22 protein-coding genes, 1 tRNA gene, 1 pseudogene and 1 riboswitch are annotated in these 24,111 nt (G+C 42.5%); of the genes and pseudogenes, 14 read left to right on the top strand and 10 right to left on the bottom strand.

The genetic code is table 11. The features are described from left to right. Positions 1-28: 28 nt before the first annotated feature. The 3 genes from BLP46_RS05630 to BLP46_RS05620 all read right to left on the bottom strand — a co-directional run bounded on the left by BLP46_RS05630 (position 29) and on the right by BLP46_RS05620 (position 2,501). A complete protein-coding gene (locus BLP46_RS05630; protein ID WP_092976918.1) occupies positions 29-931 on the bottom strand; it encodes an ACP S-malonyltransferase in 903 nt (300 codons plus the stop codon). Continuing rightward, the gene (gene fabK / locus BLP46_RS05625; protein ID WP_092976915.1) at positions 919-1,869 is read right to left on the bottom strand and encodes an enoyl-[acyl-carrier-protein] reductase FabK; all 951 of its coding nucleotides are present in this window, start codon (positions 1,867-1,869) and stop codon (positions 919-921) included. The genes BLP46_RS05630 and fabK overlap by 13 nt, the downstream gene beginning before the upstream one ends. Positions 1,870-2,171: 302 nt before the next feature. Then, positions 2,172-2,501: a hypothetical protein gene (locus tag BLP46_RS05620; protein ID WP_092976912.1), complete on the bottom strand. Its 330-nt coding sequence runs from the start codon at positions 2,499-2,501 to the stop codon at positions 2,172-2,174. 280 nt (positions 2,502-2,781) lie between these two features. Here BLP46_RS05620 and BLP46_RS05615 point away from each other — a divergent pair, with 280 nt between their 5' ends. From BLP46_RS05615 to BLP46_RS05590, 6 genes are all read left to right on the top strand, one after another. Continuing rightward, positions 2,782-5,193 (top strand): transglycosylase domain-containing protein, encoded by a 2,412-nt coding sequence (locus BLP46_RS05615; protein WP_092976909.1) that lies wholly within the window; start codon positions 2,782-2,784, stop codon positions 5,191-5,193. A 54-nt stretch (positions 5,194-5,247) separates the two neighbouring features. Next, the gene (locus tag BLP46_RS05610; protein ID WP_092976906.1) at positions 5,248-6,483 is read left to right on the top strand and encodes a homoserine dehydrogenase; all 1,236 of its coding nucleotides are present in this window, start codon (positions 5,248-5,250) and stop codon (positions 6,481-6,483) included. Positions 6,484-6,504: 21 nt separating this feature from the next. After that, positions 6,505-7,710, top strand: coding sequence for an aspartate kinase (locus tag BLP46_RS05605; protein WP_092976903.1), 1,206 nt, complete (start codon positions 6,505-6,507; stop codon positions 7,708-7,710). A 282-nt stretch (positions 7,711-7,992) separates the two neighbouring features. Next, complete coding sequence (locus tag BLP46_RS05600; RefSeq protein ID WP_092976900.1) at positions 7,993-8,757, top strand: 4Fe-4S binding protein; 765 nt, start codon at positions 7,993-7,995, stop codon at positions 8,755-8,757. After that, on the top strand, positions 8,735-9,286 hold the full coding sequence (locus BLP46_RS05595; RefSeq protein ID WP_092976897.1) for a PadR family transcriptional regulator: 552 nt from the start codon (positions 8,735-8,737) through the stop codon (positions 9,284-9,286). The genes BLP46_RS05600 and BLP46_RS05595 overlap by 23 nt, the downstream gene beginning before the upstream one ends. Continuing rightward, the gene (locus tag BLP46_RS05590; protein WP_092976894.1) at positions 9,287-9,766 is read left to right on the top strand and encodes a hypothetical protein; all 480 of its coding nucleotides are present in this window, start codon (positions 9,287-9,289) and stop codon (positions 9,764-9,766) included. A gap of 90 nt (positions 9,767-9,856) precedes the next feature. On the opposite strand, the gene BLP46_RS05585 is transcribed toward BLP46_RS05590, so the two are convergent. From BLP46_RS05585 to BLP46_RS05575, 3 genes are read right to left on the bottom strand one after another with little or no spacing between them, the layout of a single operon-like run. After that, a complete protein-coding gene (locus BLP46_RS05585) occupies positions 9,857-10,501 on the bottom strand; it encodes an epoxyqueuosine reductase QueH (protein ID WP_092976891.1) in 645 nt (214 codons plus the stop codon). Continuing rightward, positions 10,494-11,153: an HAD family hydrolase gene (locus BLP46_RS05580; protein ID WP_092976888.1), complete on the bottom strand. Its 660-nt coding sequence runs from the start codon at positions 11,151-11,153 to the stop codon at positions 10,494-10,496. Before BLP46_RS05580 ends, BLP46_RS05585 begins: the two co-directional genes overlap by 8 nt. Before the next feature lies 1 nt (position 11,154). Further along, positions 11,155-11,751, bottom strand: coding sequence for a cyclase family protein (locus BLP46_RS05575; RefSeq protein WP_092976885.1), 597 nt, complete (start codon positions 11,749-11,751; stop codon positions 11,155-11,157). A gap of 358 nt (positions 11,752-12,109) precedes the next feature. On the opposite strand from BLP46_RS05575, the gene BLP46_RS05570 reads away from it, so the two are divergent. Continuing rightward, positions 12,110-13,018, top strand: a complete 909-nt coding sequence (locus tag BLP46_RS05570; protein ID WP_092976882.1) for a zinc ribbon domain-containing protein — start codon at positions 12,110-12,112, stop codon at positions 13,016-13,018. A 54-nt stretch (positions 13,019-13,072) separates the two neighbouring features. Here BLP46_RS05570 and BLP46_RS05565 read toward each other — a convergent pair whose 3' ends face one another. Then, positions 13,073-13,771, bottom strand: a complete 699-nt coding sequence (locus BLP46_RS05565; protein WP_092976879.1) for a hypothetical protein — start codon at positions 13,769-13,771, stop codon at positions 13,073-13,075. A 269-nt stretch (positions 13,772-14,040) separates the two neighbouring features. Here BLP46_RS05565 and BLP46_RS05560 point away from each other — a divergent pair, with 269 nt between their 5' ends. From BLP46_RS05560 to BLP46_RS05545, 4 genes are all read left to right on the top strand, one after another. Beyond that, complete coding sequence (locus tag BLP46_RS05560) at positions 14,041-14,304, top strand: HPr family phosphocarrier protein (RefSeq protein ID WP_092976876.1); 264 nt, start codon at positions 14,041-14,043, stop codon at positions 14,302-14,304. Between the two features lie 140 nt (positions 14,305-14,444). Next, a complete protein-coding gene (locus tag BLP46_RS05555; RefSeq protein WP_092977006.1) occupies positions 14,445-15,239 on the top strand; it encodes a class I SAM-dependent methyltransferase in 795 nt (264 codons plus the stop codon). 239 nt (positions 15,240-15,478) lie between these two features. Then, a complete protein-coding gene (locus BLP46_RS05550; RefSeq protein ID WP_167669192.1) occupies positions 15,479-16,699 on the top strand; it encodes an alkaline phosphatase in 1,221 nt (406 codons plus the stop codon). Positions 16,700-17,025: 326 nt separating this feature from the next. Continuing rightward, complete coding sequence (locus BLP46_RS05545) at positions 17,026-17,535, top strand: superoxide dismutase family protein (protein WP_318259482.1); 510 nt, start codon at positions 17,026-17,028, stop codon at positions 17,533-17,535. An 83-nt stretch (positions 17,536-17,618) separates the two neighbouring features. On the opposite strand, the gene BLP46_RS05540 is transcribed toward BLP46_RS05545, so the two are convergent. Then, positions 17,619-19,256 (bottom strand): O-antigen ligase family protein, encoded by a 1,638-nt coding sequence (locus BLP46_RS05540; RefSeq protein ID WP_092976869.1) that lies wholly within the window; start codon positions 19,254-19,256, stop codon positions 17,619-17,621. A gap of 409 nt (positions 19,257-19,665) precedes the next feature. On the opposite strand from BLP46_RS05540, the gene BLP46_RS05535 reads away from it, so the two are divergent. Next, the gene (locus BLP46_RS05535; RefSeq protein ID WP_092976866.1) at positions 19,666-20,319 is read left to right on the top strand and encodes an HAD family hydrolase; all 654 of its coding nucleotides are present in this window, start codon (positions 19,666-19,668) and stop codon (positions 20,317-20,319) included. Between the two features lie 138 nt (positions 20,320-20,457). Continuing rightward, a tRNA-Pro gene (locus BLP46_RS05530) sits at positions 20,458-20,534 on the top strand. 118 nt (positions 20,535-20,652) lie between these two features. Here the strand turns inward: BLP46_RS05530 and BLP46_RS05525 are convergent. Further along, entirely contained in the window at positions 20,653-21,075 is a 423-nt protein-coding gene (locus tag BLP46_RS05525; RefSeq protein WP_092976863.1) for a hypothetical protein, read from the bottom strand. Positions 21,076-21,162: 87 nt separating this feature from the next. Beyond that, a riboswitch (SAM riboswitch) is annotated at positions 21,163-21,249 on the bottom strand. A 119-nt stretch (positions 21,250-21,368) separates the two neighbouring features. On the opposite strand from BLP46_RS05525, the pseudogene hcp reads away from it, so the two are divergent. Further along, positions 21,369-23,042, top strand: a pseudogene (gene hcp / locus BLP46_RS05520) (hydroxylamine reductase). 163 nt (positions 23,043-23,205) lie between these two features. Here the strand turns inward: hcp and BLP46_RS05515 are convergent. Next, the gene (locus BLP46_RS05515) at positions 23,206-23,913 is read right to left on the bottom strand and encodes a DUF421 domain-containing protein (RefSeq protein WP_092976860.1); all 708 of its coding nucleotides are present in this window, start codon (positions 23,911-23,913) and stop codon (positions 23,206-23,208) included. Between the last annotated feature and the right edge of the window lie 198 nt (positions 23,914-24,111).

Genomic DNA, 24,111 nt, shown 5'->3' with positions numbered 1-24,111 from the left:
CAAAGGAGCGTCAGCTCCTGCTCCTGTGTTAAATTGATATTTTGTCAAAATCCGACGGAACTTCAAACTTGAACTTCTTAACGTCGGGATTAATTCTTTTTATCAGATTCATCAGAGTTTTGCCGACTCCGACCTCAATGAACGTGTCAACGCCGCTTTCAACCATATTTTCAACGATTTTTTGCCAGCGCACTGGATTCTCAACCTGAGCCTTAACCAGTGCTTTGTAATCGCCTTCATAGGGCTGAGCTGTATAATTTGAGTAAATCGGAATTTCGGGTTCTGAAAATTCAACGTTTTTCAGGTATTCGGCAAGACCGTTTGCGGCGTCAGCCATAAACGGCGAGTGAAACGCTCCGCTTACGGCAAGCTTTTTTGCCGTTCCGCCCGCTTCTTTAATAGCCTCACAGAGCTTATCTGCGGCTTCGTCCGTTGTTGCAACAACGGTTTGAGCGGCTGAGTTGTAGTTTACAGGATATGTTTTGTCAAATTTTTTGCATATCTCCTCAACCGTTTCGGCAGGAAGCTTAAGCACCGCAACCATTGCACCGGGATTTGCGTTTGCCGCTTTGTCCATAAGCTCGCCGCGTTTGCACACAAGCTTAAACGCCTCTTCGTCCGACAGCATACCGCAAAAAGCAATTGCGGCAATCTCGCCGAGTGAAAAACCTGCAACGCAGTCGGGTTTTATGCCCTTTTCAACAAGAGCCCGTGCGGCAGCCAAATCGACGGTAAAAACGCAGGGTTGGGTGTTTACCGTTTGGCAAAGTTCTTCCGCCGTGTCCTCAAAGCATTGAATTGAGGTGCCTTTTCGGATAGAGTCTGCCATATCGTAAACGGACTTTGCGCTTTGTGAACTGTTGTAAAGTTCCTTGCCCATTCCGCTGTACTGGGCTCCCTGTCCCGAAAAAACGAATGCTATTTTACCCATTTTGTCGCTCCGTTCAATACTTCTTCAGCCTGAGTGAACATTTCCTCGATGATTTCACGTGCGGGCTGTTCTTTTTTTATCATACCTGCAACCTGTCCCGCAAGCACACAACCGTGGGACACGTCGCCGCCTCGTGCAGCCATTCTGAGAACGCCTGCACCCATTTTTTCAAGCTCTTCGTCGGAAACGCTTGATTTGTCGTATTCTGCCTTTGCATATTCTCTTGTAAATGTATTTTTAAGAGAACGCACGGGATGGCCGAGTCTTTTGCCTGTTACAACCGTGTCAATGTCTCTTGCTTTCAAAACCTTGTTTTTATATTCCTGGGAAATTGTACATTCCTCTGCAACCAAAAATCTTGTTCCCACCTGAACACCCACTGCGCCGAGCATAAATGCTGCCGCAATTTGTCTGCCGTCGGCAATTCCGCCTGCCGCAATAACGGGGATGGAAACTGCGTCAACAACCTGGGGAACAAGCGCCATTGTGGTGATTTCGCCAACGTGACCGCCTGATTCGCCGCCCTCAGCAATTACCGCAAAAGCTCCGTCTTTTTCCATTTTGCGTGCAAGCGCAACGCTTGGAACAACGGGAATTACCTTGATTCCCGCTTCTTTCCACTTTGGCATATATTTGCCGGGATTGCCTGCGCCTGTGGTTACGACCTTGATTCCTTCTTCGATAACAACGTCTGCAACCTCGTCGGCAAACGGGCTCATAAGCATAATATTAACGCCGAAGATTTTGTCGGTCATTTTCTTGCACTTTTGAATTTCCTCACGGAGCTGTTCACCGTTTGAATTCATTGCGGCAATAATTCCGAGTCCGCCTGCGTTTGAAACGCCTGCGGCAAGAGAAGCGTCTGCTACCCAAGCCATACCGCCCTGAAATATCGGAAACTCGAGTCCGAGCGACTGGTCTATTACGGTTGAAATCATATGTATGTTCTCCTTTAAATTAAATAGAATATCCGTCAAAAATGATAATGTATCGAAAGCGGTGCAAAATAATATAAAAGTGCGTTAAAAATGCTTATTTATTGATTTTTGTGCTGACGGCGCAAAAAGCTGTGACAAGCCTGCAAAGTCCGCAAAAATTCAACTTGACGGCAGTAGCCGAAAACGCCATTTTTCCGCATAACATATCGGTTATATACTACCCCAAATTCACCTAAAAGTCAATATATTCACGCTATCTTTTTGTACAAAGAATAAACTGATTGACAAAAATCGGGCGTGTTTCAGCTGCAATAGTCCTCAAGCATTTTTTTCAGATTTTTCTCTCCATCAACCTCAACGCCGCTTTTCAGCCTCAGAATATCGCCCTTCGGCAGGTTGTCCGTGCGTGCTTCGGTCACGATATAGGGAGTGCTTTCGCCTGCTTTGTATACAACGATTACGTTGTTTTCCGATTTGATTATATAATTTTCGACGCTTTTCGCCGTGGGCTCTGCCAAAGCCGTTGCGGTCGGTACGGTTGACGTCTGTGCGGCTGTGGGCATGGCGTACAGACTGCTTATGCATATGCAGGCGATGAGTATTACACCCGTGATTCCGATTAATTTTTTCATAATTATCATCCTTGCGTTGTTTAAAAATATAACATTATTTTTGCCCGAAAACGCCTGTGTATTCACCCTATTGACTAAAATTCAACAAACAATTTCAGATATTTTCTATTAAAAAAATAAATAATGATGTTTATTTTTTGCTTTCAAAGTGCTATAATAATTAATAACTGTTGTGCATTTACTTATTATCTTAATTATATAATTATTCATAAATATACAAAAAAGTCTGCAATTCGCAGTAATTCGCAGACTCTTGTGTTTATATTTATAAGGAGTTAGTATGCGTAATAAGCGTGAAACTGACATAAGTCAGTATACTGAAGAGACAAGGAATAATAATATTCCCGAAATAAAGACCGAAAGCGGCGCAAAAAAGTTTTTTAAGGGATTCGGCAGATTTCTGCTCACCGTGGTTTCTGTCTGCATGGTCGCTTTGATAATAACCGGAATTTCAATCGGCATATATATATATTCGCTGGCTTCGGAGCCGACGGGAATCGACCTTACGGCAAAGTCAATGAACCAGACAAGCTTTATATATACCAAAGACAAAGATACGGGCGAGTTTAAGCAGTATCAAACGCTTTACAGCACCGAAAACCGAATTTGGGTTGACAACCAGGACATTCCTCAGGCTATGAAGGACGCCCAGGTTGCAATTGAGGATAAACGATTTTTTGACCACCACGGCGTTGACTGGGCAAGAACAATCGGAGCTATGTTCAACCTTGCAAGCGGCAACGACACTTACGGCGGTTCGACAATCACACAGCAGCTTATTAAAAACATAACCGATGACAATGAGGTTTCAATCACAAGAAAGCTCAGGGAAATATGCAAAGCTCTCAAGCTTGAAAAGGAATACACCAAAGACCAAATACTTGAGGCTTATCTTAACGTGGTAAATTTCGGCAACAACTGTCAGGGTGTTGAGGCGGCTGCAAAGCTGTATTTTGACAAGAGCATAAAGGATTGCTCAATTGCAGAGTGCGCCGCAATTGCGGGCATAACCCAGAACCCGTCGCTCTGGAATCCGCTTATTTATCCCGAAAACAACAAGCAGAGGCGTGAAATTGTCCTCAAAGAAATGTACGACCAGCACTACATCAAAAAGGACGAGTACGACCAGGCAATGGAAGAGTCGGCAAATATGACGTTTGTGGGCTTTCAGTCAACAAGTGAGGACGACGACGACGACGGATATGTTCAGAACTGGTACATTGACCAGCTCTATTACGACCTAAAATCCGATTTGGCTCAGTATTATAACATCAGCGAAGACGCCGCTTCAGACAAGCTTTATACCGAGGGACTTAAAATTTACTGTGCAATGGACGAGGATATGCAGAATTATATCGAATCCGCCGCCCAAGAAATTGACAAAAGTTCCGACCCCGACATTCAGCTCGGTTCGGTTATGATGGACTTTGACGGACGTGTAATCGCAACCGTCGGAAGCTCCAAAAAGAAAACGCAGGCGCTTGAATGGGACAGAGCTTCTCACTCCGCTTTGCAGCCTGGTTCTTCAATCAAGCCTGTGCTTGTTTATCCTATTGCAATTGAAAACAAACAGCTCTATTATTCGTCAACCGTTCTTGACGAACCGCTTGACAAATACGAATATGACGAATCAACGGGAACCTACAAATCAGGTCCTGAGAACGCATACAGATACTATAAGGGAAACATATTGCTTCCGGACGCTATCGAATGTTCGTCAAACGCAACCGCCGTTCAGGTTATGGAACTCATCGGCGGTCCCGAGGTTGCCTATAAACAGGCTGTAACAAAGATGGGATTTTCTCATCTTAACGAAGAAGATTCACAAATTACAGGTTCGCTTTCCATCGGCGGTATGAACGGCGGTGTTTCCGTTCGTGAGATGGCTGCGGCGTTCACATATATGGGCAACGGCGGACTTTATTACAAGCCGTATACCTATTATTATGTTACAGACTCAGAGGACAACGTAATCATCGACAACCGTGACGCTGTTCCGAAACAGGCTTATTCGGCAGAAACTGCAACGATTATGAACAGACTTCTGCATTACAACGTTACAAACAGCGTAAGCACAAGAGCTATGTACGCACGTGTTGACGGTTGGGATATTGTCGGAAAAACAGGTACCACAAACAGCGACAGAGACTGCTGGTTCTGCGGAATGTCGCCTTACGGCGTAATGGCAACATGGACAGGCTTTGACCAGCCCGATACAATTTCGGACACAACACGCTCTGCAAAATTCTTCTCAAAGGTTATGGGAAAATACCTTGAGGGCAAAGAGCAAAAGGATTATAAGCTTTCCGAAAACTGCATAAAGGCGCAGTATAATCCTGTTACGGGACTTATCGTATCCACCTCTGATTTGTCGGGCAAATATGTCGGATATTACACCGAAGACAATATGCCGTCATACGGTTCCGCATATTACGGAGACAGTTATAACAATTACAGTGATAACAGCAGTAACTATAATGATTATAATAATTACTACGGCGATTCAAGCTCTTATTCCAACAATAACGGCGGTTATAATAACAACGGCGGCGGTGACGGCGCTTCGTCAAGCCACTCGGGTGAAAACAGTGGCGGCGGAGGTCAGCACAGTTCTGCCGAGAGCGGCGGACAACACAGCTCAGCCGACGGCGGCGGAGGCGACGAGAGCAATCCCGCCGCACCCGACGAATAAACAAACCGATTAAATAAGTTTACAGTTAAAAATCCCGAAAGGTAAGGTAAAGATATGGTTTCAGTAGCAATTATGGGTCACGGAGTGGTAGGCTCGGGTGTAGCCGAAATTCTTTTGACGCACAAACAAAAACTTTTTGCAAGCCTCGGAGAAGAGGTTTACATCAAAAAGGTTCTCGATTTGCGAGAGTTTCCTGACAGTCCGATTGCAGACAGATTTACAAAGGATTTTAACGACATCATCAACGACCTTGAAATCAGGGTTGTAGTTGAAGTTATGGGCGGACTTAACCCGGCATATGACTTTGTTAAAAGATGTCTCAAAGCGGGCAAAAGCGTTGTAACCTCAAACAAGGAGCTTGTTGCCGCACACGGCGCAGAGCTGCTTGCCATTGCAAAGGAAGAAAACGTAAACTTCCTGTTTGAGGCTTCTGTCGGCGGCGGTATTCCGATTATCCGTCCGATGAGCCAATGCCTTGTTGCAAACATTGTTTATGAGGTTGCCGGAATTTTAAACGGTACAACAAACTTTATTCTGACTAAAATGATAGAAGAGGGAATGCAGTTTGAGGACGCATTGAAGCTTGCCCAGGATTTGGGCTTTGCCGAGAGAAATCCCGCTGCCGATATTGAAGGATTTGACGCCTGCCGCAAGATTTGCATACTTGCTTCACTTGCATACGGCAAGCACGTTTATCCCGACTCGGTACATACCGAAGGTATCACAAAAATCACCCTTGACGACGTTAAGTATGCCGAAGCATACAATTGCGTAATTAAGCTTATCGGCAAGGTTAAAAAGCTTGGCGACGGCAAAATCGACATCATTGTTGCTCCTATGTTTGTTCCTAACAAAAGCCAGCTTGCAAACATTGACAACGAATTTAACGGAATTATGGTTCGCGGCGACTGCACAGGCGACGTTGTGTTCTACGGCAAGGGCGCAGGAAAGCTGCCGACCGCAAGTGCCGTTGTTGCAGATGTTATTGACTGCTGCAAGCACCTTAAAACCAGAAAATACTTGTACTGGACAGACGGCGACGGCAAGAATATTCTTGATTATAAGGATTCTGTTGCGGCAATGTATGTACGCACAAGCGGCAAAGACGCTTTGAGCAAGGCTGAGAGTACCTTTGGTAACATCAGCGTAATTAAAAAGGACGATGCACCCGCAGACGAGGTTGCATTTGTAACTGAAGAAATGCCATACGGAGAATTTTTGAATAAAAAAGAAGCGCTTGAAAATAACGATGTTAAGGTGCTTTCATCAATCCGTATCGGTGATTTATAATAAAAAGGGGTATTTGAGCAGATGAGTTTGATAGTTCAGAAATTCGGCGGCAGTTCCGTTGCAAACGCCGAGCGTGTTATGAATGTTGCAAACATCGTAACTGACACATTCAAAAAGGGCAACGACGTAGTGGTTGTTGTTTCGGCACAGGGCGACACAACAGACGACCTGATTGAAAAAGCCAACGAGATTAATCCGGACGCTTCACGCCGTGAGAAAGATATGCTTCTTGCCGCAGGCGAGCAGATTTCCATTTCGTTGCTTGCAATGGCAATTGAAAAGCTTGGTTTTCACGCTGTTTCACTTCTCGGCTGGCAGGCAGGCTTTGAAACAACCTCTGCACACACAAGCGCAAGAATCAAAAAAGTTGAGGCTTCAAGAATCCGCCGTGAACTTGACAAGAAAAACATTGTAATTGTTGCGGGCTTCCAGGGCCTTTCAAAATACGGAGATATTACAACTCTCGGACGCGGCGGCTCCGACACAAGCGCCGTTGCAATTGCGGCTTCAATGCACGCAGACTTGTGCCAGATTTATACCGACGTTGAGGGCGTTTATACTGCTGACCCTCGCAAGGTTAAGAACGCAAGAAAACTTAAAGAAATTTCTTATGACGAAATGCTTGAGCTTGCAACACTTGGTGCGCAGGTTCTTAACAACCGTTCGGTTGAGATGGCTAAAAAATACAACATAGAGCTTGAAGTGCTTTCAAGTATGGCTAAGGCTTCGGGTACAATTGTAAAGGAGAAAACAAAGATGGAAAAAATGTTAATCAGCGGTGTTGCTAAGGATACAGATGTTGCAAGAATTTCGGTTAAGGGAATCCCGAACGTTCCGGGACTTGCTTTCAAGCTTTTCTCAAAGCTTTCCGCAAAGGACATCAACGTAGATATTATCCTTCAGTCTATCGGTCACGACGGCAAGAAAGACATCAGCTTTACAGTTGCAAAGAGCAGAGGCAAAGAAGCTGTTGAGTGCATGAAAGACTACACCGAGAACATCGGCGCAGAAGAAATTCTCTATGATGACAACGTTGCCAAAATCTCAATCGTCGGCGCAGGTATGGAAAGCCACGCAGGCGTTGCAACAAAGATGTTTGAGGCTTTGTATGACGCTCAGATTAACATTCAGATGATAAGCACAAGCGAAATCAAGGTTTCCGTGCTCATCGACGCTGCCGACGCCGACAAGGCTGTAAGCACAATTCACGACAAGTTCTTTGACTGATATTGAGCTTTCCTGATTGCATTTGGCAATCAGCTTGAATTAAAGCAAATTTAAAGACTGTTCGTTTTTGAACAAGTTTGAAAAAACAATAAAAATTTCCCCTCTTGGTGTAGATATACATCAGGAGGGGATTTTTTATGCCAATATTCTGCATAATATACGATATTCTGCTTTGTATCGAGAGATTTAAAACAAAGTTATTGTAAATCTCTTGACTACACCAACAAAACGCTGTATAATATATTACATTGATATATCAAACTGACCTAACGGAGGTGCAGCATGAAAAGACAGCAAATAAGAAAATTGTTACTCATAATTTCACTGCTTTTGTTTCCTGTAACGCTTTATTATTTCAGCCCTGCATTAATCATAAATGCGGGATTACAAGGAATAATTAACGGAAGTTTTATTTTATTTGTTCTAATGTTTCTGCTTTCCGTTCCTTTCGGACGAATATTTTGCTCCTATATTTGCCCTGCGGGCGGTTTACAGGAATGTTCTTTTTTAATCAATGAAAAGAAGCCCAAACAAGGGTGGAAAAATTACATAAAATTTGTAATATGGGGAATTTGGATAGTTTCGGTTATATTTTGTTATTTTCATAATGACAAAATATTATCGGTGGATTTTTTCTTTGAAACAGAAAGCGGAATTTCCGTTTCTTCAATCCAAAGCTATATCGTGTATTACGGCATCATTTGCTTAATATTTATTCCCTCTGTCTTATTCGGTAAAAGGGTGTTTTGTCATTATTTTTGTTGGATGGCTCCGTTTATGATATTGGGAACAAAGCTCCGTCGTTTTTTGCATTTGCCGGGGTTACATATCAGAACAGGCAAAACAGACAGTTGCATATTTTGTGGAAAATGTAATAAGTCTTGTCCTATGGGAATTGATGTTATGAGTAAAACAAAGTGCGGAATAGTTGATAATTCGGAATGTATTCAATGTGGTGCTTGTGTTGATAATTGTCCAAAGAATATTCTCTCCTACGGAATGATTGAAAGAAAGGAAAACCGCAATGGCAACCGAGAAAAAAATTGATTATGTGATTTTAGGCTTGTTAAGTCATGAAGAACTGACAGGATATGAAATAAAAAAAAGAATGGATACCACACTAAAATATTTTTGGGGTGCAAGCTACGGAAGCATATATCCTGCGTTAAGTGATTTGGTTAGGCGTGGATTTGCCACAAAAAAAGAAGATACGCAGAACAAAAGAAATAAACTTATTTATACCATAACTGACGAAGGGCGAGAGTACCTCAAAGAATGGTTGGCAGTTCCCGTTGAAAAAGATGAGCTTCGTTATGAAACGCTGCTTAAATTATTTTTTGGGAATGAGCAAGGAGCAGAGCAGTCGCTGCTGCATATAAAATCATTTGAGGGAAAAATCAAAAAAGAATTGCCGTATCTTTTAGGTGCAGAACAAACCTTAAAAAATTGTTTGGATGATGATACAACCCACAAATACTATTTGCTTACAGTACAGTTTGGAATAAAAACTTATAACGCTTATTTAGAGTGGTGTGAAGAAGCAAAAAAATTTTTAACGGAAACGGAGAACGGATAAATGACAGGACATTTAGGTTTTTCATATATCGGATTGATATTTTTGATATTATTATTTGTTCCTAATATTATTTGGGCAAGAAGAAAGCCGCAGGGATATACTTATGAGAACGAAAACAAAGTATTGCTGGTTTTTGAAAGAGCAGGAGAATTTTTGACCGCAATATGTGTTTTGGTTTTTGACGATTTCAATGTGCACGGTTGGTCAAATCGGACTTGGTGGCTTATTGCAGCTTTTGTCTTAATGGCAATGTATGAATGTTGGTGGGTGCGTTATTTTCACAGCGATAGAACATTGTCAGACTTTTATAGCAGTTTCTTGGGTATTCCGCTTGCGGGAGCAACATTGCCTGTAATTTCTTTTTTCCTGCTTGGCATATATGGAAATGTTGTATGGCTTTTGGGTGCTACGATAATCTTAGGAATCGGACATATCGGAATACATATTCAACATAAAAGAGAACTTAAATCTCAATATTAAAAGGGGCAATCAGCCTGAAATAAAGCAAAATGTTACCCTGATTTAAAAGCCGCCACAAAAGTGACGGCTTTTGGTTTGTATGTTTAATTTTCAAGCGTTCGGTGTTGTTGCACACCTGTTTTCAGAGCTGTTTGCCGAAAAAATACATCCGCAGTAATTTTGGCGATACAGGTTGTATTTGTGCGATAAAACAATTGAGCGCTTATATCCCTCTCGCTTTTTAAAATCACTGTAAAGCCAGCTTACGCCAAATTCTTCGCCTGCCTCTTTTCCAATTCGGTTCAGCAGGTCGGCATTTTTCAGCGGGCTGATTGTCAGCGTGGTGGTAAAATAGTCGCCGTTAAGCTCCTTGGCTTTTTGAGCGGCTGCTCTTAATCTCAGTTTAAAGCATTGCTCGCACCGCCTGCCGCCCTCGGGCTCGTTTTCAAGCCCCTTGGCTGCGGCAAAAAAGTCTTTTGGGTTGTATTCACCCTCAACAATCTTCACGGGATTTTTAAAATCCATAAGTGAAATCAGCCGTTTTTCCTCCTCAAGGCGGTAATCATACTCCTGCTTTTTGGAGATGTTGGGGTTAAAATAAAATACCGTTATATTAAAATATTCGGAAAGATATTCAAGACAATAGCTTGAGCAGGGCGCACAGCAGGCGTGCAGCAAAAGGTTTGGAGTAACGCCTCGGCTTTGGCAGTCTGCAATCACCTTGTCAAGCTCTTTTTGATAGTTTATCTTATTCATAGTTTGTGATGTAATCAAGCAGTTCTTCCGCTGTGTTCGCAACAAACGGAGCACCTGCGGACTTTAGCTCGTCCTTTCCTCGGAATCCCCAGGAAACCCCTGCCATCTTAACCTTTGCGTCCTGCGCTGTAAAAACGTCAACATCGCTGTCGCCGACATAGATACATTCTTTCTTTGAAATTCCGTGCTTGTTAAGCATAGCAATCAGGGCTTCGCCGCTTGGCTTGCGCTTGTATTCGGGTTTGTTGCCCCAAGCTTCCGTAAAGCTGTGGTTCGGGTAAACCCTGCTAAGAATTTTTGCAACAAACTCATCGGGCTTGTTTGACAGCACGGCGGTTTTTATTCCCCTTTGTTCAAGGTCGTTAAGCATCTGTGCACAGCCGTTGTATGCGGTTGTGTTGTCGTTGCAGTGAATTGCGTATTCGCTGTTAAACGTGTCCTCAACAATCTTAAAAAGCTCTTTGTTATCCGAAAGCTTTCCCATAGCCTTGGTTATCATAACTTCTCTGCCGTTGCCGACATATTGATTATAATTTTCAATCGGTTCCGCTTTTATTCCTGCCTTTACAAGTCCCTTGTTTACGCTTTGAGCCAAGTCGGTCAGCGAATTTACAAGCGTTCCGTCCAAATCAAACACAACAATTTTAATCATATTACCTGTTAAGTCCTTTCTCCTGCTCAAAAAGAATCGCTCTGCACGGTGCCGCTTCAAGCCCTCCGAGTTTAATCGGAAAACAGCTTAGCTCGTATTCTCCGTCGTGCACAGCCGACAAATTCAGATTTTCAAGCACAACAATTCCCGCACGTGCAAGCTCATAATGCGTTTTTACCTCGTCAAAGGCGGGAGCGATTGAATTTGCGTCCGTACCGACAAGCACCACTCTGCTTGAGGCAAGCACAGCAGCCGCAGAGTACGACAAAAACGTTTTGCCCTCGCCGTGAAACAGCACACGCCTTTTGCAGTACGGCAAAAGCCTTTCAACGTCGTCTCCCGTGAGTATTCCTCGAACAGAGATTACCGTGCACTTGCCGTAAAATGTGTTGAGCCTCACCTTGTCAATCGGGCTTCCGTCCTCACAAAAGTGAAGCGGAGCGTCAATGTGGGTTCCAAGGTGCGAAGTAGCCGAAACGGCGGACAAATTGTATTCGTCGCCGTTTTCAATGCTTTTAAGCTGTTCAACCTTTGTCTGTGGGTCGCCGTCAAAAACGGGAACTTTCAGTGCGTCACGTGAAATGTCATGAATAATCAATTTTGTCACCGCCTCATCTAATCGTCTTTGTATCTATTTTAGCACAAAATATGTAGGTTTGTACAGTCATTTTGTAGTTTTGTGCAGAAAACGGTCTGCCGTTTACGGGGATAATTTTGTAGGCATATCCGATAAGCACAAAATCATAAGATTAACAAAACCTTGGTGCGAGACCTGACGTTAACATCATCTTAGCCGATACGACCAAACCGCAGTTAGTTTTATGATATAAATGCAATACAAATTTATTTTTATATCGGCAAAGTTTATGAATATTGACATTTTGGCGTATATACGTTATTATTTGAGTATCAATATTCTGAATCATTTTGTGTATTGCAGGAAAGGAAGCGGTGTTATGAAGTGTTCAAATTGCGGGTTTGAGTCTGGCGGAAAATTTTGCCCGAAATGCGGAGCCAAAATGCCGCAAAAAGACAGTGCAATCCCGAATGTAAACAATGCGGAAAACAGAGGTTTTTCTAACGGAGCCTATTTAAATGCTCCGAACCCTGTCAATAACTCAGGTCAGTTTGGATTTAATATGAATCAGCCGCAGCAGATGCCGCAGACTCCGCCTCAGCCAAACAGACCGGTTTACCGGCAGCCTGTCTATGCTCAGCCAAAAAAGAAGACAAAGGCACTGCCGATAATAATTTGTTCAATAATCGGTCTTGTTATAGTTGCGGGAATCGCCGTTGCGTTTATATCTTCGGCTTTTTATAACCAAAACTTTTTGAATGTTATGAGCGGGTCAGACAGCTCATACAGCGATTATGATAATTCGTACGACAGTTCGGCAGACGATTATAAATCTTATGGCGACTACGGAAAGGTACATAAAATCGACGAGGTGTATGAATGTCCTGTCGGCAAGGTTAGCCTTACCGATGTAAAGGTATCAAATGAGGAAATGTCAGACGAAGATTACTGCGTTTATGCGGTTACGTTTGAGTTTGAGAACACAACGGGTCAGCCACTGTATCTTGATATGTATTCCAATGCCCTTGACCCCGAAGCCTTTGAGTATTGTGACGATGTGGAGTTTCTCTACACCGATACAAAACCTCGCGGCGATTATGACGGCTACACGGTTAAGGCAGGGGAGACAATTAAATTTGTTGAGCACTACAAAGCTTTGAAGGACAGCGGAAAAGTAGTGTTTGAATTGAGCTTGTCAGATATTAAGGATTATAATTTTGACATAGACACAATGTATGAAGTCAATTTAAGTGATTACTCCGAACAGACACAGGAAACAACCAAATAATTCGGGGCAGCCGGTCGGCTGCCTTTTTGTTTCTGAAAATATTAAACAGTCGGATTAATTTATGTCGTCAAGAATATTTATCTTTTCAAGCTCGTCAATATCATACGAGGCTTTGCGTTTAGGCTCTTTTGGCAAATCCTGTTCAAGCCATTGAAGTAAAACCGCATAGTGGTTGCGATAGAACTTTCCCGTTGAAGCCAAATAACGTGAAAGACGTTCGATTTTATCCGAATAATCGTCGGGATATTGAGATTTAAGCGAGTCAAGCTCCTGCTGAGTAAGAAAGACATTCTTGAATAATCCCAGTGCAGGCAGGCGCACCTCTGTATTCTTATCATTTTTATAATTCTTTTCTTTATTATCATTCTTATATTGTGGTTGAACGGTGGTTGGAGGATGGTTGGCTGACGGCGGAAAGGCGGTTGACTTGTCGGGAGTTTTTTGGTATTTGTCGTAGTTATTTACCGTAATAATCGAATATTTTGAAAATCCTCTGACGGTTATTTCATTGGTTGATTTAAGGTGTTCAAGCGACGTTCTGACGCTCTGCTCGGAAATTCCGAGGCTTGCCGAAAGACTGCGGCGGCTTGTCAAAAGCTGACCTCTGCAAACGGTTATGTTTTCAAAGTCACGGTCAACCACATTTGCGTTTAACAGCAAGTGCACAAACAGGCGGAATGTGTTTGGTTTTTTGTACCAACGCCATCGAAGAATGTTTCGGTCAAGTTTTATAAATGTTGTAGGTTCGGACATAAAAAATCTCCTTTCAACCATGCACGGAAGAAAGGAGTAATTGCATATTTCTATGCAACTTTTGAAAATTTTGTTTGTTAAGGGGTTTGATAAAATTTTTAATATCAATCAAAAATTATTGAACGTTTGGTTTATGTGCGTTAATTCAAAAAGCCAAGATATTTGCAGGGCAAACAAATCACAAATATTCCCCAAAATGCCGAAAATATGAATACAAAATCTCCAAAATGCAATGATAGTAGTATATATCATTTCTCGGAGGAATTTTTATGGTTTCAAAAAATGTTTCGCTAAATCCGTGTGTTTCGCAAAGCCTGACGCCTGCACTGCAATTTGCTTCTGCCGCTGAAAAATACAAGTGTAATGTAATAATTCGGCTCGGCACAAGCTGTTATAACGCCAAAAGCATTATCGGCACGCTTGCTTCGTGCTTTTCGTGTGTGGACGAGCTTGAGGTGGTTTGCGACGGAAGCGACGAGGCTGTTGCCCTGGACGAAGTCACCAAACTGCTTAAAAGCGACGGGTTTATGTAAACCGCATTTCTTCCAAAGGCTTAACTTGGGTAATCGAAATTCGGCAAAACTTGCATTTGGCTTTTTGAACAAATATAATTAATTTAAAGATGAACAGGCAACCGATGTTTGCCGTTAAAACCGATGAAAGGATTTTTGCAATGAAGATTACCGACAACCGCATTGACGGCGGAAAAGCTTTTGACTGGGGGCTAACCTCTCACGATTACGCAAAATACAGGGATATTTATCCGAAAGAATTTTATGAAAAAATAATATGCCGCAATCTTTGCACACAAGGGCAGAATGTTCTTGACCTTGGAACGGGAACAGGAGTTTTGCCGAGAAATTTGTACAGATTCGGCGCAAATTGGACGGGAACCGATATTTCGGAAAATCAGATTATTGAAGCCCAAAGGCTTGCAAAAGCCGAAAATATGGACATAAATTTCAAGGCTTGCTCGGCAGAAAAACTTGATTTTCCAAGCAACAGCTTTGATGTAATCACAGCCTGCCAGTGCTTTTGGTATTTTGACCACGAAGCTCTTGTGCCCAAACTTTGGAATATGCTCAAAAAGAACGGCAGATTTTTGGTTATGTGTATGGAGTGGCTGCCGTTTGAAGATAAAATTGCAGGGGCAAGCGAAAATTTGGTGCTTAAATACAGCCCCGACTGGAGCGGCGCAGGCGAAACCAAAAAGCCGATTGAAATTCCGAAATGTTATTTTGAAAAGTTTGACTTGGTTTCACACGATGAATTTGATTTAAAGGTGCCGTTTACCCGAGAATCGTGGAACGGAAGAATGAAAGCCTGCCGCGGAATCGGAGCATCATTGCCTACCGAAAAAATAAAAATGTGGGAAGCCGAGCACAAAAAACTGCTTGAGAAAATTGCCCCCGAAAGCTTTGAAGTTTTGCACTATGCGGCAATTGCCGAGCTTAGGGTTAAAAAATAAATTTTAATATTTTGTTTTCAGCCTTACTGTTTTCACCTCCTGTATGCAATGTGAAATCTTATTATTTTCAATAATATTTTATACAAATCTGTTGATTTTTTGTTTTTATCATTTATAATGTTTATATATCTGAAATTTTGACAAATATTTCAATTTCGGATTTGTATCAACTTATGAACCGATTGTTCTTAACAGCGTTAATTCAAAATATTTATTAAAGTATGAAAAGAGGGGTTACATTGAAAAAACTACTTGCGGTGCTTATGTCTGCGGCAATTTTGGCTTCGTTTGCGGCTTGCTCAAATGACGCCGCTTCAAACAGCAAGACCGAACAAACCACGTCGCAAAGTTCTGCAAACGAAGCTGTTCAAACAACTTCTCCGTCCGTGGAAACAGACAATGTAGACTGGGTGCCGTTTAAGGAATACAGCCTTGACAGCGATTCAAAGGTAAAAAACATTATCCTGATGATAGGCGACGGTATGGGCGAAAACATTATAAAAGCCGCCGAAATCGTAAAGGGCGACAAATTGATTATGTCGGGTTTGCCAAACCAAACCCATGTCACAACATACTCTCAGTCGGTTACCTCGGGTGAAGCTGAATTTACCGACAGCGCCGCAGCAGCCACTGCCCTGAGCACGGGAGTTAAAACCTATAACCAGTGCATCGGCGTTGACAAGGACGGCAACAGCCTTGAAACAATTTGCGAGTTTGCGCAAAAATACGATATGAAGACAGGGCTTGTTGATAGGCACTATGTGTGCCACGCAACCCCGGCGGGCATGGCGGCTCATAACTCAAACCGAGGCAACTATGTTCAGATTTTGCGTGATATGGCAAAAACCGGTGTAAACGTAATGTTTGGCGGCGGTGAGCAGTATTATAAAAATTCAAACAAAACCAAGAACTATATAAACGAAAAAGGTTATAAGTTTATTGATACCGAAGAACAGCTTTTGGCTCTTGACGGCAGTGACGATAAGGTTTTGGGAATGTTTGCGTACGAAAATATGAAAAACGCATACCGAGAACCCACCTTGACAACAATGACGTCAAAGGCTCTTGATTTGCTTGACAACGACAAGGGATTTTTCCTTATGGTTGAGGGCAGCAACATTGACGTGTGCGAATCCGAGCAGGATATGAAGGGAACCATTGAGCAGATGATGGCGTTTGACCATACTGTTGACTATGTTCTCAATTGGGCGCAGCAGCACCAGGGAACACTGGTTTTGGTTACAGCCGACCACGAAACGGGCGGTGTGCAAATTCCCGACAATGCCACGGCTGACGACATAAACAACGACTGCTTTACCTCAGACGGAGAACATACCAACACAAATGTTTTGTTGATGGCAGGCGGCGCACAGTCGGCGGAAATTTGCAGTTCCGATGTTATCGACAACACAGACATCGCAAAGTATATGCGCAAGGTTTTGACAGATTCTCACAAGTAATAGTATTTGCGGTGATTTTTGCTGATTAAATTGTCAGAAAATCAAATACCTGTTTTAAATTAACACTGAACACCGAGTAAAAATACACCTCTCCATAAAACAAACAATGGCACGCCCGATGACTTTGCATATAATTATAATGCAGAGTCCTCTGCCTTTGTGGGCGGCGGGTTTAATTTAGTCTTTCGGTGGTGAATTAAAAATTCCCTACCGAAATTCTTAGGGGGCTAACGCTCTTTTACACAGCTTGCAATCGGTTGCAAATTCTGCTTCTTGCAAGCAAAGCAGAGCGTTGCTCCGTTTTAATGTTTGTGGAGAGGTGTAATGTGATAAACTTTAACAACATATGTTCGGTAATCAACAGGCACGCGGAAGCGGTGGCATTTTTAATCGGCAGTGACAAATACAGGTCAATACAGGGCAGGGTGCTGTTCTATAATCTTCGTGATTTGGTGTTGGTAAGGGCAGAGGTCTCGGGTTTGCCGCAAAGCGACGAGCCGTGTCAAAGTCCTATTTTTGCTTTCCATATTCATGAGGGAGGCGAGTGCACTGGCAACAGCGAAGACCAATTTGCAAACGCAGGCGCTCACTATAACCCATGGGACTGCCCACACCCATACCACGCAGGAGATTTGCCGCCTTTGATGGGCGTAAACGGTGATGCGTTTTCTATGTTCATAACCAACCAATTTACCGTTCCCGAAGTTATCGGAAAAACGGTTATCATTCACGCTCACCCCGATGACTTTCACACTCAGCCCTCGGGAAATTCGGGAGAAAAAATTGCCTGCGGCATAATCAGACCTACCGCCAGATTAAGCGGATTCAGATTTTAATATTTTGTATAAAAAATGCGCCCCGATACGGAGCGCTTTTTTATGTTTGATTTTAATTTTATCGGAGCAATAATGTTCAAATATTAAACCTGATTGTCTTTAAGTCTTTGTGAACGGCTTACCGCTTCGCAAAGTGCCACAAAGATAATAAACAGCGGTGTTGTGATTGGCTGAGAAATATTAACGAAAGCCTGTGCCGAATATCCCACAACTGTGGCAAGGAACACAATAACAATCGGATTTTTTGAGGCTGTCTTTACTGCCCTTACAACTGCAGAACCGACAAAGGCAAGGTATGAGCCGAGTCCGACTATTCCTGTTGTGATAAGGTAGTTGATGTATTCGTTGTGAGCCGCATTGGTAGAACTGTCGCCAAACTTCATAAGTCCGTCAAAATATTGGCTGAACGGATAGTAAAACGTGTCGGGACCTGTGCCGAACAGCTTTTGCCAAACGGAAGCGTCACCGAAAATCCACATTGACCTTATCCACATATAGCCTCTGTGAGTGCCCCACTTGTCGTTGAATCTGAGAAGCTTTTCAAAGTCGCCGAGGTCTGTCTGTGTGTCAATTGTGCTGAAATATACCACGGTAAAAATCAGACCGATAACGGCAACGGAAAGCAGTATTGCAAGCACAATCGGAACGGTTTTCGGCAAAATCAGGTTTGGTTTTTTTGCGTCGGTCAAATACAAGGCAATTGTTGCGGCAAGGCAGATTCCAAGCAAAACATAACCGAGGTTTGAGAACACAAACATCTGCTGCAAATCGCCTATTTCTTTGTATTTGTCACCCATAGCAAGCGAAAACAGTCTCAGCAGTTTTGCACAGGCAAGCATAACCGTCAAAGCCAAAAAATATTTTTTAAGCTTTGATATTTTGCGTGAATACACAATGAAGTATATCATCAGGAAAGCGCCTATGCCCAAAATTCCCGAGTCGCTGTCCGAAACCATAAGCGACATAAAGCCAAAGCCCGAGGACGCAAGGTAGAGAATACGCAAAGGCCTTTTTTGGGTGTGAACCGACATAGCAACAATAACGGGAAGCGAAATGCAGATGTAGCTTGAAAGCAGGTTTTTGTTGCCGATTGTTGAGATAAAGTCGTTTGCCTGGGCTTCTCCCAAAATTCTCAGCGTGCCGAGCGGGTCAAGATAAAATCCGTTTAAAACCGACAAAAGGTAAACGCCGATTGACGCCGCCGCAAACACCGCAAGAACGTATTCCATATAGTAAAACAACCGTGTGATTAAAAAATATGCAAGCACATAAAATGCGATGAGTATAACGCCGTTGTTTCTTCCGTTTGGCTCACCGAAAAACGCTGTTTCGGTATAAGGCGAAAACAAAGCCGAAATCAGACTTGAAAACAGCAGGGCAAGCAATGAATAGTCCACAAACGAAAAGCTTTTAAATATGCTGTTTTTGGGTTTTGCTTTGTCGGATTTTTTTGCGTTTTCGCTGTATGTTGTTATCAGCAAAAGCTCCGCTATTGCGGCAATTCCCGTAAGTATCAAAAAAAGATAATACTTGTCGTGCCTGATGGTTGTAAAGGCGTTGTCAAAGTGAATAAACGGAAAGTTCCCGTCCGCAAAAATTGACAGATAAAGCGGAAACAGTGAAAACATAAGTGCAAGATAATAATTAAGCGAAGCACATTTCAGAGTGTATCGTTTATGCTCGCCTTGTTTTGTAAGAGATTGTTTTTTTGAGTCGGACATATGATTAACCTTTCACAAAATTATGAATAAAATAGTATGTACAGCGCCGTTTAAAGCGGTGCAAAGGCTCCAAGCCTCTAAGGCGGCGGAAACTTCGGTGTTTCAAAGAAAGTTATAATTCCAAACCGAGCCCCGGAAAAGCTTGATGATTTGCACCTTTTAAAATCTGTTGCAACCAATGTTTTTGACAAACAAAACAGCGCATTGCTTCGATTTAAAACGGACGTCTGAAAACATAAAACAATTTTATACCGTAACAATAACAATGTCAAATGAAAAGTATTGTATTTATTAAAATTGAGTGGTATAATTAGGTGCAACAAAAAGGAAATTAAATTCAGTTAAATATTAGCGCACAAAAATGTGCGATGTTCTTTAGAATACAGTGGTATATCTGAGGTGATATATAATGAAAAAGCTAATAATCTTCGGTTTTGAAGGCACAATTGCCGATACTTCTCCGGGAACGCTTTATTGCTTTAACACAACCGCGTCGGCTATGGGCTATTCTCCCGTTGACCGTGACGCATTGCAAAAAATAATAGGTGCAACACTTGAGCAGGGCTTTGAGAGGCTCTACGGAATGAAAGGCGATGAAATACAGTACGCCGTCAACAATTACAGCAAGTTGTATTCGCAAAAAGGCGAAGAAATGCTTATGCTGTATGACGGAATAGAGTCGTCGCTCTTAGAGCTTAAGAAAAACGGTTACAAGCTGGCAATTGCCACACAGCAGAACAAACGCTACACAACCGATATGCTGAAAACCCATCACGACATCGGAAAACTGTTTGATATTGTTTGTGCAACCGACGTCGGTTCAAACCTCAACAAGTGTGATTTGATTATGCAGGCTTGCAACGGTCTTGGAATTTCGGTTCAGGACAGTGTTCTTGTCGGCGACAGTTATGTTGACGCCGATGGCGCACGTCAGGTGGGAATGGATTTTGCCGCTGCGCTTTACGGAATCGGATTTAAGAGCAAAGAGGAAGCTGAAAGATACAACTGCGTTGCTTATCTCTACTCTGCCGCCGATATTTATTCAAGACTTTCTGTACTTTGATAAAATTTGTTGCGTATTAAAGATGTTTAATAAAAAGTATGCCGATTTAACGAATAAGCCAAAATTTATATGCCAAATGTCTTGACAAATTCAGAAACATCAGCTATAATGATATGGCTGTCGGAAATCGACAGACTTCGAGGTGTAACTCAGTTTGGTAGAGTGCTTGGTTTGGGACCAAGATGCCGCAGGTTCAAGTCCTGTCACCTCGACCACAAACAGGTCATAACGAAATGTTATGACCTGTTTTTTTGTGCTTTTCGGAAGATAACAAGACTTGAAGTTGTAGTGATAAAACTTAAGATATAATTTAATCTCCAACCGTAGTCTTACTTACTGATTTTGGCTCAATGCTTTCAGTATTTTCTTTGCCTTTTCAATCTCACATCCCATTGCCATATGAGAAATAAATCCGTGGGAGGTCGGCGGATTGTCAATAAATTCTTTAAGTTCCTTAACGCCCACAGGTTTTTCACTATTAAACACAAAGCCTAAATTCAGGGCAAAAAGATAACCGTCCTTTTCACCCCAGCCGTCGGTAACGCTGAAACAGCACAGCTTGTCATCGGTTAATAATATTCGCTCCGAATCGCCGATTTTTCCAATACAGGCAAACGTTCTTTCCAGAAGGTGTTCGCTTCCGATTGCGGGGGTTAAAATCCTCACACCCCTGAAGCATTCATTTAAATTAATGTCCCTTGCTGATTTGCAAATTTCGTAGATTTCGTTTTCGCACAACTTTTTTTCCGATAACATAATCGGTCCTCCTAAGTAAATTTATTACCTATAAGAAAAACGAAAAGCGCCCATCGTCTGATGAGCGCTGATTTTATATATCGTATCCACCCATCATTCAAGCATTACCACCTTTCCTTTCGGCAGGTTGGTGTGCGGTCAACGAGCTTGTCTCTCACGCACTCTTTATAGGTTGATTTTATTGTAGCAACAAAGTTGATATTTGTCAATATATCAAAACCGTTGTCGGTTAAAAAATGCATATTATTGCCATTTGTGCAAATGCTATTACCAAATATATTGGAGGTAATGCAATGAGTAATAATATGGACTTAGGCTATGAAATGTTCTGCTATCAATGTGAGCAGACGGCAAACGGCAAGGGCTGTACAAAGCTCGGCGTTTGCGGAAAAACTCCCGAGGTCGCAAACTTGCAGGATTTGCTGGTTTTTCAGCTTAAAGGAATCAGCTGTTACGCAAAGGCTTTGACTGATTCGGGTCAGCACGTTGACAAGGCGATTGTCAGCTTTATTGAAAATTGCCTTTTTACAACTCTTACGAACGTAAACTTTGACGCAGAGGTTCACGTTGCGCTGTTAAGAGAATCTCAGCAAATTAAGGAGAATTTGCGAAGTATTGTCGGTGAAATAAGTAACCCTACCGCTCACGCTTCCTACAATCTTCCGCAGACAAAAACGGAAATGCTCAAGGACGCACCTCTTGCGGGAATTATGTAAGACAAGTCGCTTGACCCCGACATTCGTTCTCTGCGCCAGACAATCGTTTACAGCTTAAAGGGAATCAGTGCATACGGTCATCAGGCGAGAGAGCTTGGATATTACAGCGACCAAGTCGATGATTTTTATATTATCGCCCTTGAGGCAACCACCGATGATAACTTAACCGTTGAAGACCTCATTCGTATGACAATGCGAACGGGCGAGGCGGCAATTGAGGTTATGAAAAAGCTTGACGAGGCAAATACAACTGTGTACGGCAACCCGTCGCCTCACAAGGTTAATGTGCATATGAAGAAAGTCCCGTTTATAATTGTTTCGGGTCACGACCTCAAAGACTTGGAAATGTTGCTTAAGCAGACCGAGGGCAAGGGGATTAACGTTTATACACACGGTGAAATGCTTCCGTGCCACGGCTATGAGGGGCTGAAAAAATATCCTCACCTTGTAGGAAATTTCGGCGGCGCCTGGCAAGACCAGCAAAAGCAGTTTGACAGTCTTCCCGGCTGTATTCTCATGACCAAAAACTGCCTTATGCGCCCAAGGGAATCATATAAAGACAGAATATACAGCACAAATGTAGTCGGCTGGGACGGCATGAAGTATATCGGAAAAAACGAAAAAGGCGAAAAAGATTTCAGCGAAATTATCAAGCAGGCAATAGAGCTTGGCGGCTATCCCGAAGAGCAAGAGCCTTATGATATTCTCGTCGGCTTCGGACATCACGCAACTTTGAGTTATGCCGATAAAATCATTGAAGCGGTAAAAAGCGGAAAGCTCAGACACTTCTTCCTGATTGGCGGATGTGACGGCGCAAGACCGTGCAGAAACTATTACACTGAATTTGCAAAGATGGTTCCTCAGGATTGTATGATTCTTACGCTTGCCTGCGGAAAGTACAGGTTTAACAAGCTGCAGTTTGGCGAGGTTGCCGGGCTTCCGAGGCTCCTTGACGTGGGTCAATGCAACGACGTATATTCTGCAATCCGCATTGCAACGGCTCTTGCCGACGCATTTGGAACAGATGTAAACGGACTGCCGCTGTCAATGATAGTGTCTTGGTATGAGCAAAAGGCAGTTGCGGATTTACTCGCACTTCTCAGCCTTGGAATTAAAAATATCTACCTTGGTCCCACACTCCCTGCTTTCTTGAGCCCTAACGTTCTTCAATATCTTTCCGATACCTTTGATTTGCACGCAATCAGCAACGCCGAGGACGACATCAAAACTTGTCTAAAGCAGAATATTTGATTATGATTTAGGCACACCAACAGTTTAAAATATGTAATATATTTCCTTTTAAAGGCGGCTTTTATATAAGTCGCCTTTAATTTTTATTGTAATAATATCTTATGCAATTTTAATATGCCGTCTGTACGTTTGCAAAATAGATTATTGCAACAACCCCTTCTGTTTAGCAGAAGGGGTTGTTTGTCGGGTTGCGGTCAGAGCATTTTAATATTTTTAGGTTGTTGTCGCCGTCACAAAATGCCGCAAAAACAGTTTCGATTTTTTCGTTTTGCTTCTCAAGCTCGGAATTAAGCCAGTCCATATTGTTGCCTGTGCTGTTCAGGTTTTTCTTGAGCACCCTGCCGTCTGCCACAACCACAACCTCAATTCTTTTTTGTTGTGTTACGATTTTTAAATCGTCGGGTGAAACCGGGCGGCTTTTGTCTTTGGGCAAAACCGAAATTTGTCCCGTGTGTTCAAACATTACTGTTTCAACATCGTCAAGCGAAAAATATTCTTTGTCCCTGAGCATTGTCAAAAACTCGTTAAAATCAATTTTTGCCGTGGTAAGATTGCGTTTGAACAGCTTGCCTCGGTCGTAAAGCACAATGCTTTTGCCTGTGAAAAATCTTCTGCAAACGGCAGACTTTTGCGATAAAATCGTGAGGAGTATCATAATAAGTGCATACACCAAAAGTGCCACAAAGCATTGCCAAAAGTCGCTGATTTCACTTGTTGCCATTTCCGCCGCAATCGAGCCGATTGTGATTCCGTTTACATAGTCAAACATATTCAGGTTTGACATCTGCTTGTTTCCAATCAGTTTTGACAGAATAAAAAGCACTGCAACCGACACAAACGCCGTCACCACAATGTATAACAAATCGTCCATAATATTGCCTCCGATAAAGAATTTCGTGATTATTATGGACTTTTTTTGAATTAATATTCGAATAATGCGGAAGTATTTGGTTAATGCTAAATATACGCCGTCAATGGGGTGTTGACAAAAAATAATTTGTGCTGTATTATAAAGAAAAACGATTGCATACAATTTAATTTTATAATATAAATTTGCCTGCAATTTAAT

The sequence above is a fragment of the Ruminococcus sp. YE282 genome (genome assembly GCA_900101355.1).
GTDB classification, from domain to species: Bacteria; Bacillota; Clostridia; order Oscillospirales; family Acutalibacteraceae; genus Ruminococcoides; species Ruminococcoides bromii_A.
The sequence above is the reverse complement of the archived record's forward strand: the minus strand, read 5'-3'. Positions and strand labels throughout refer to the sequence as shown.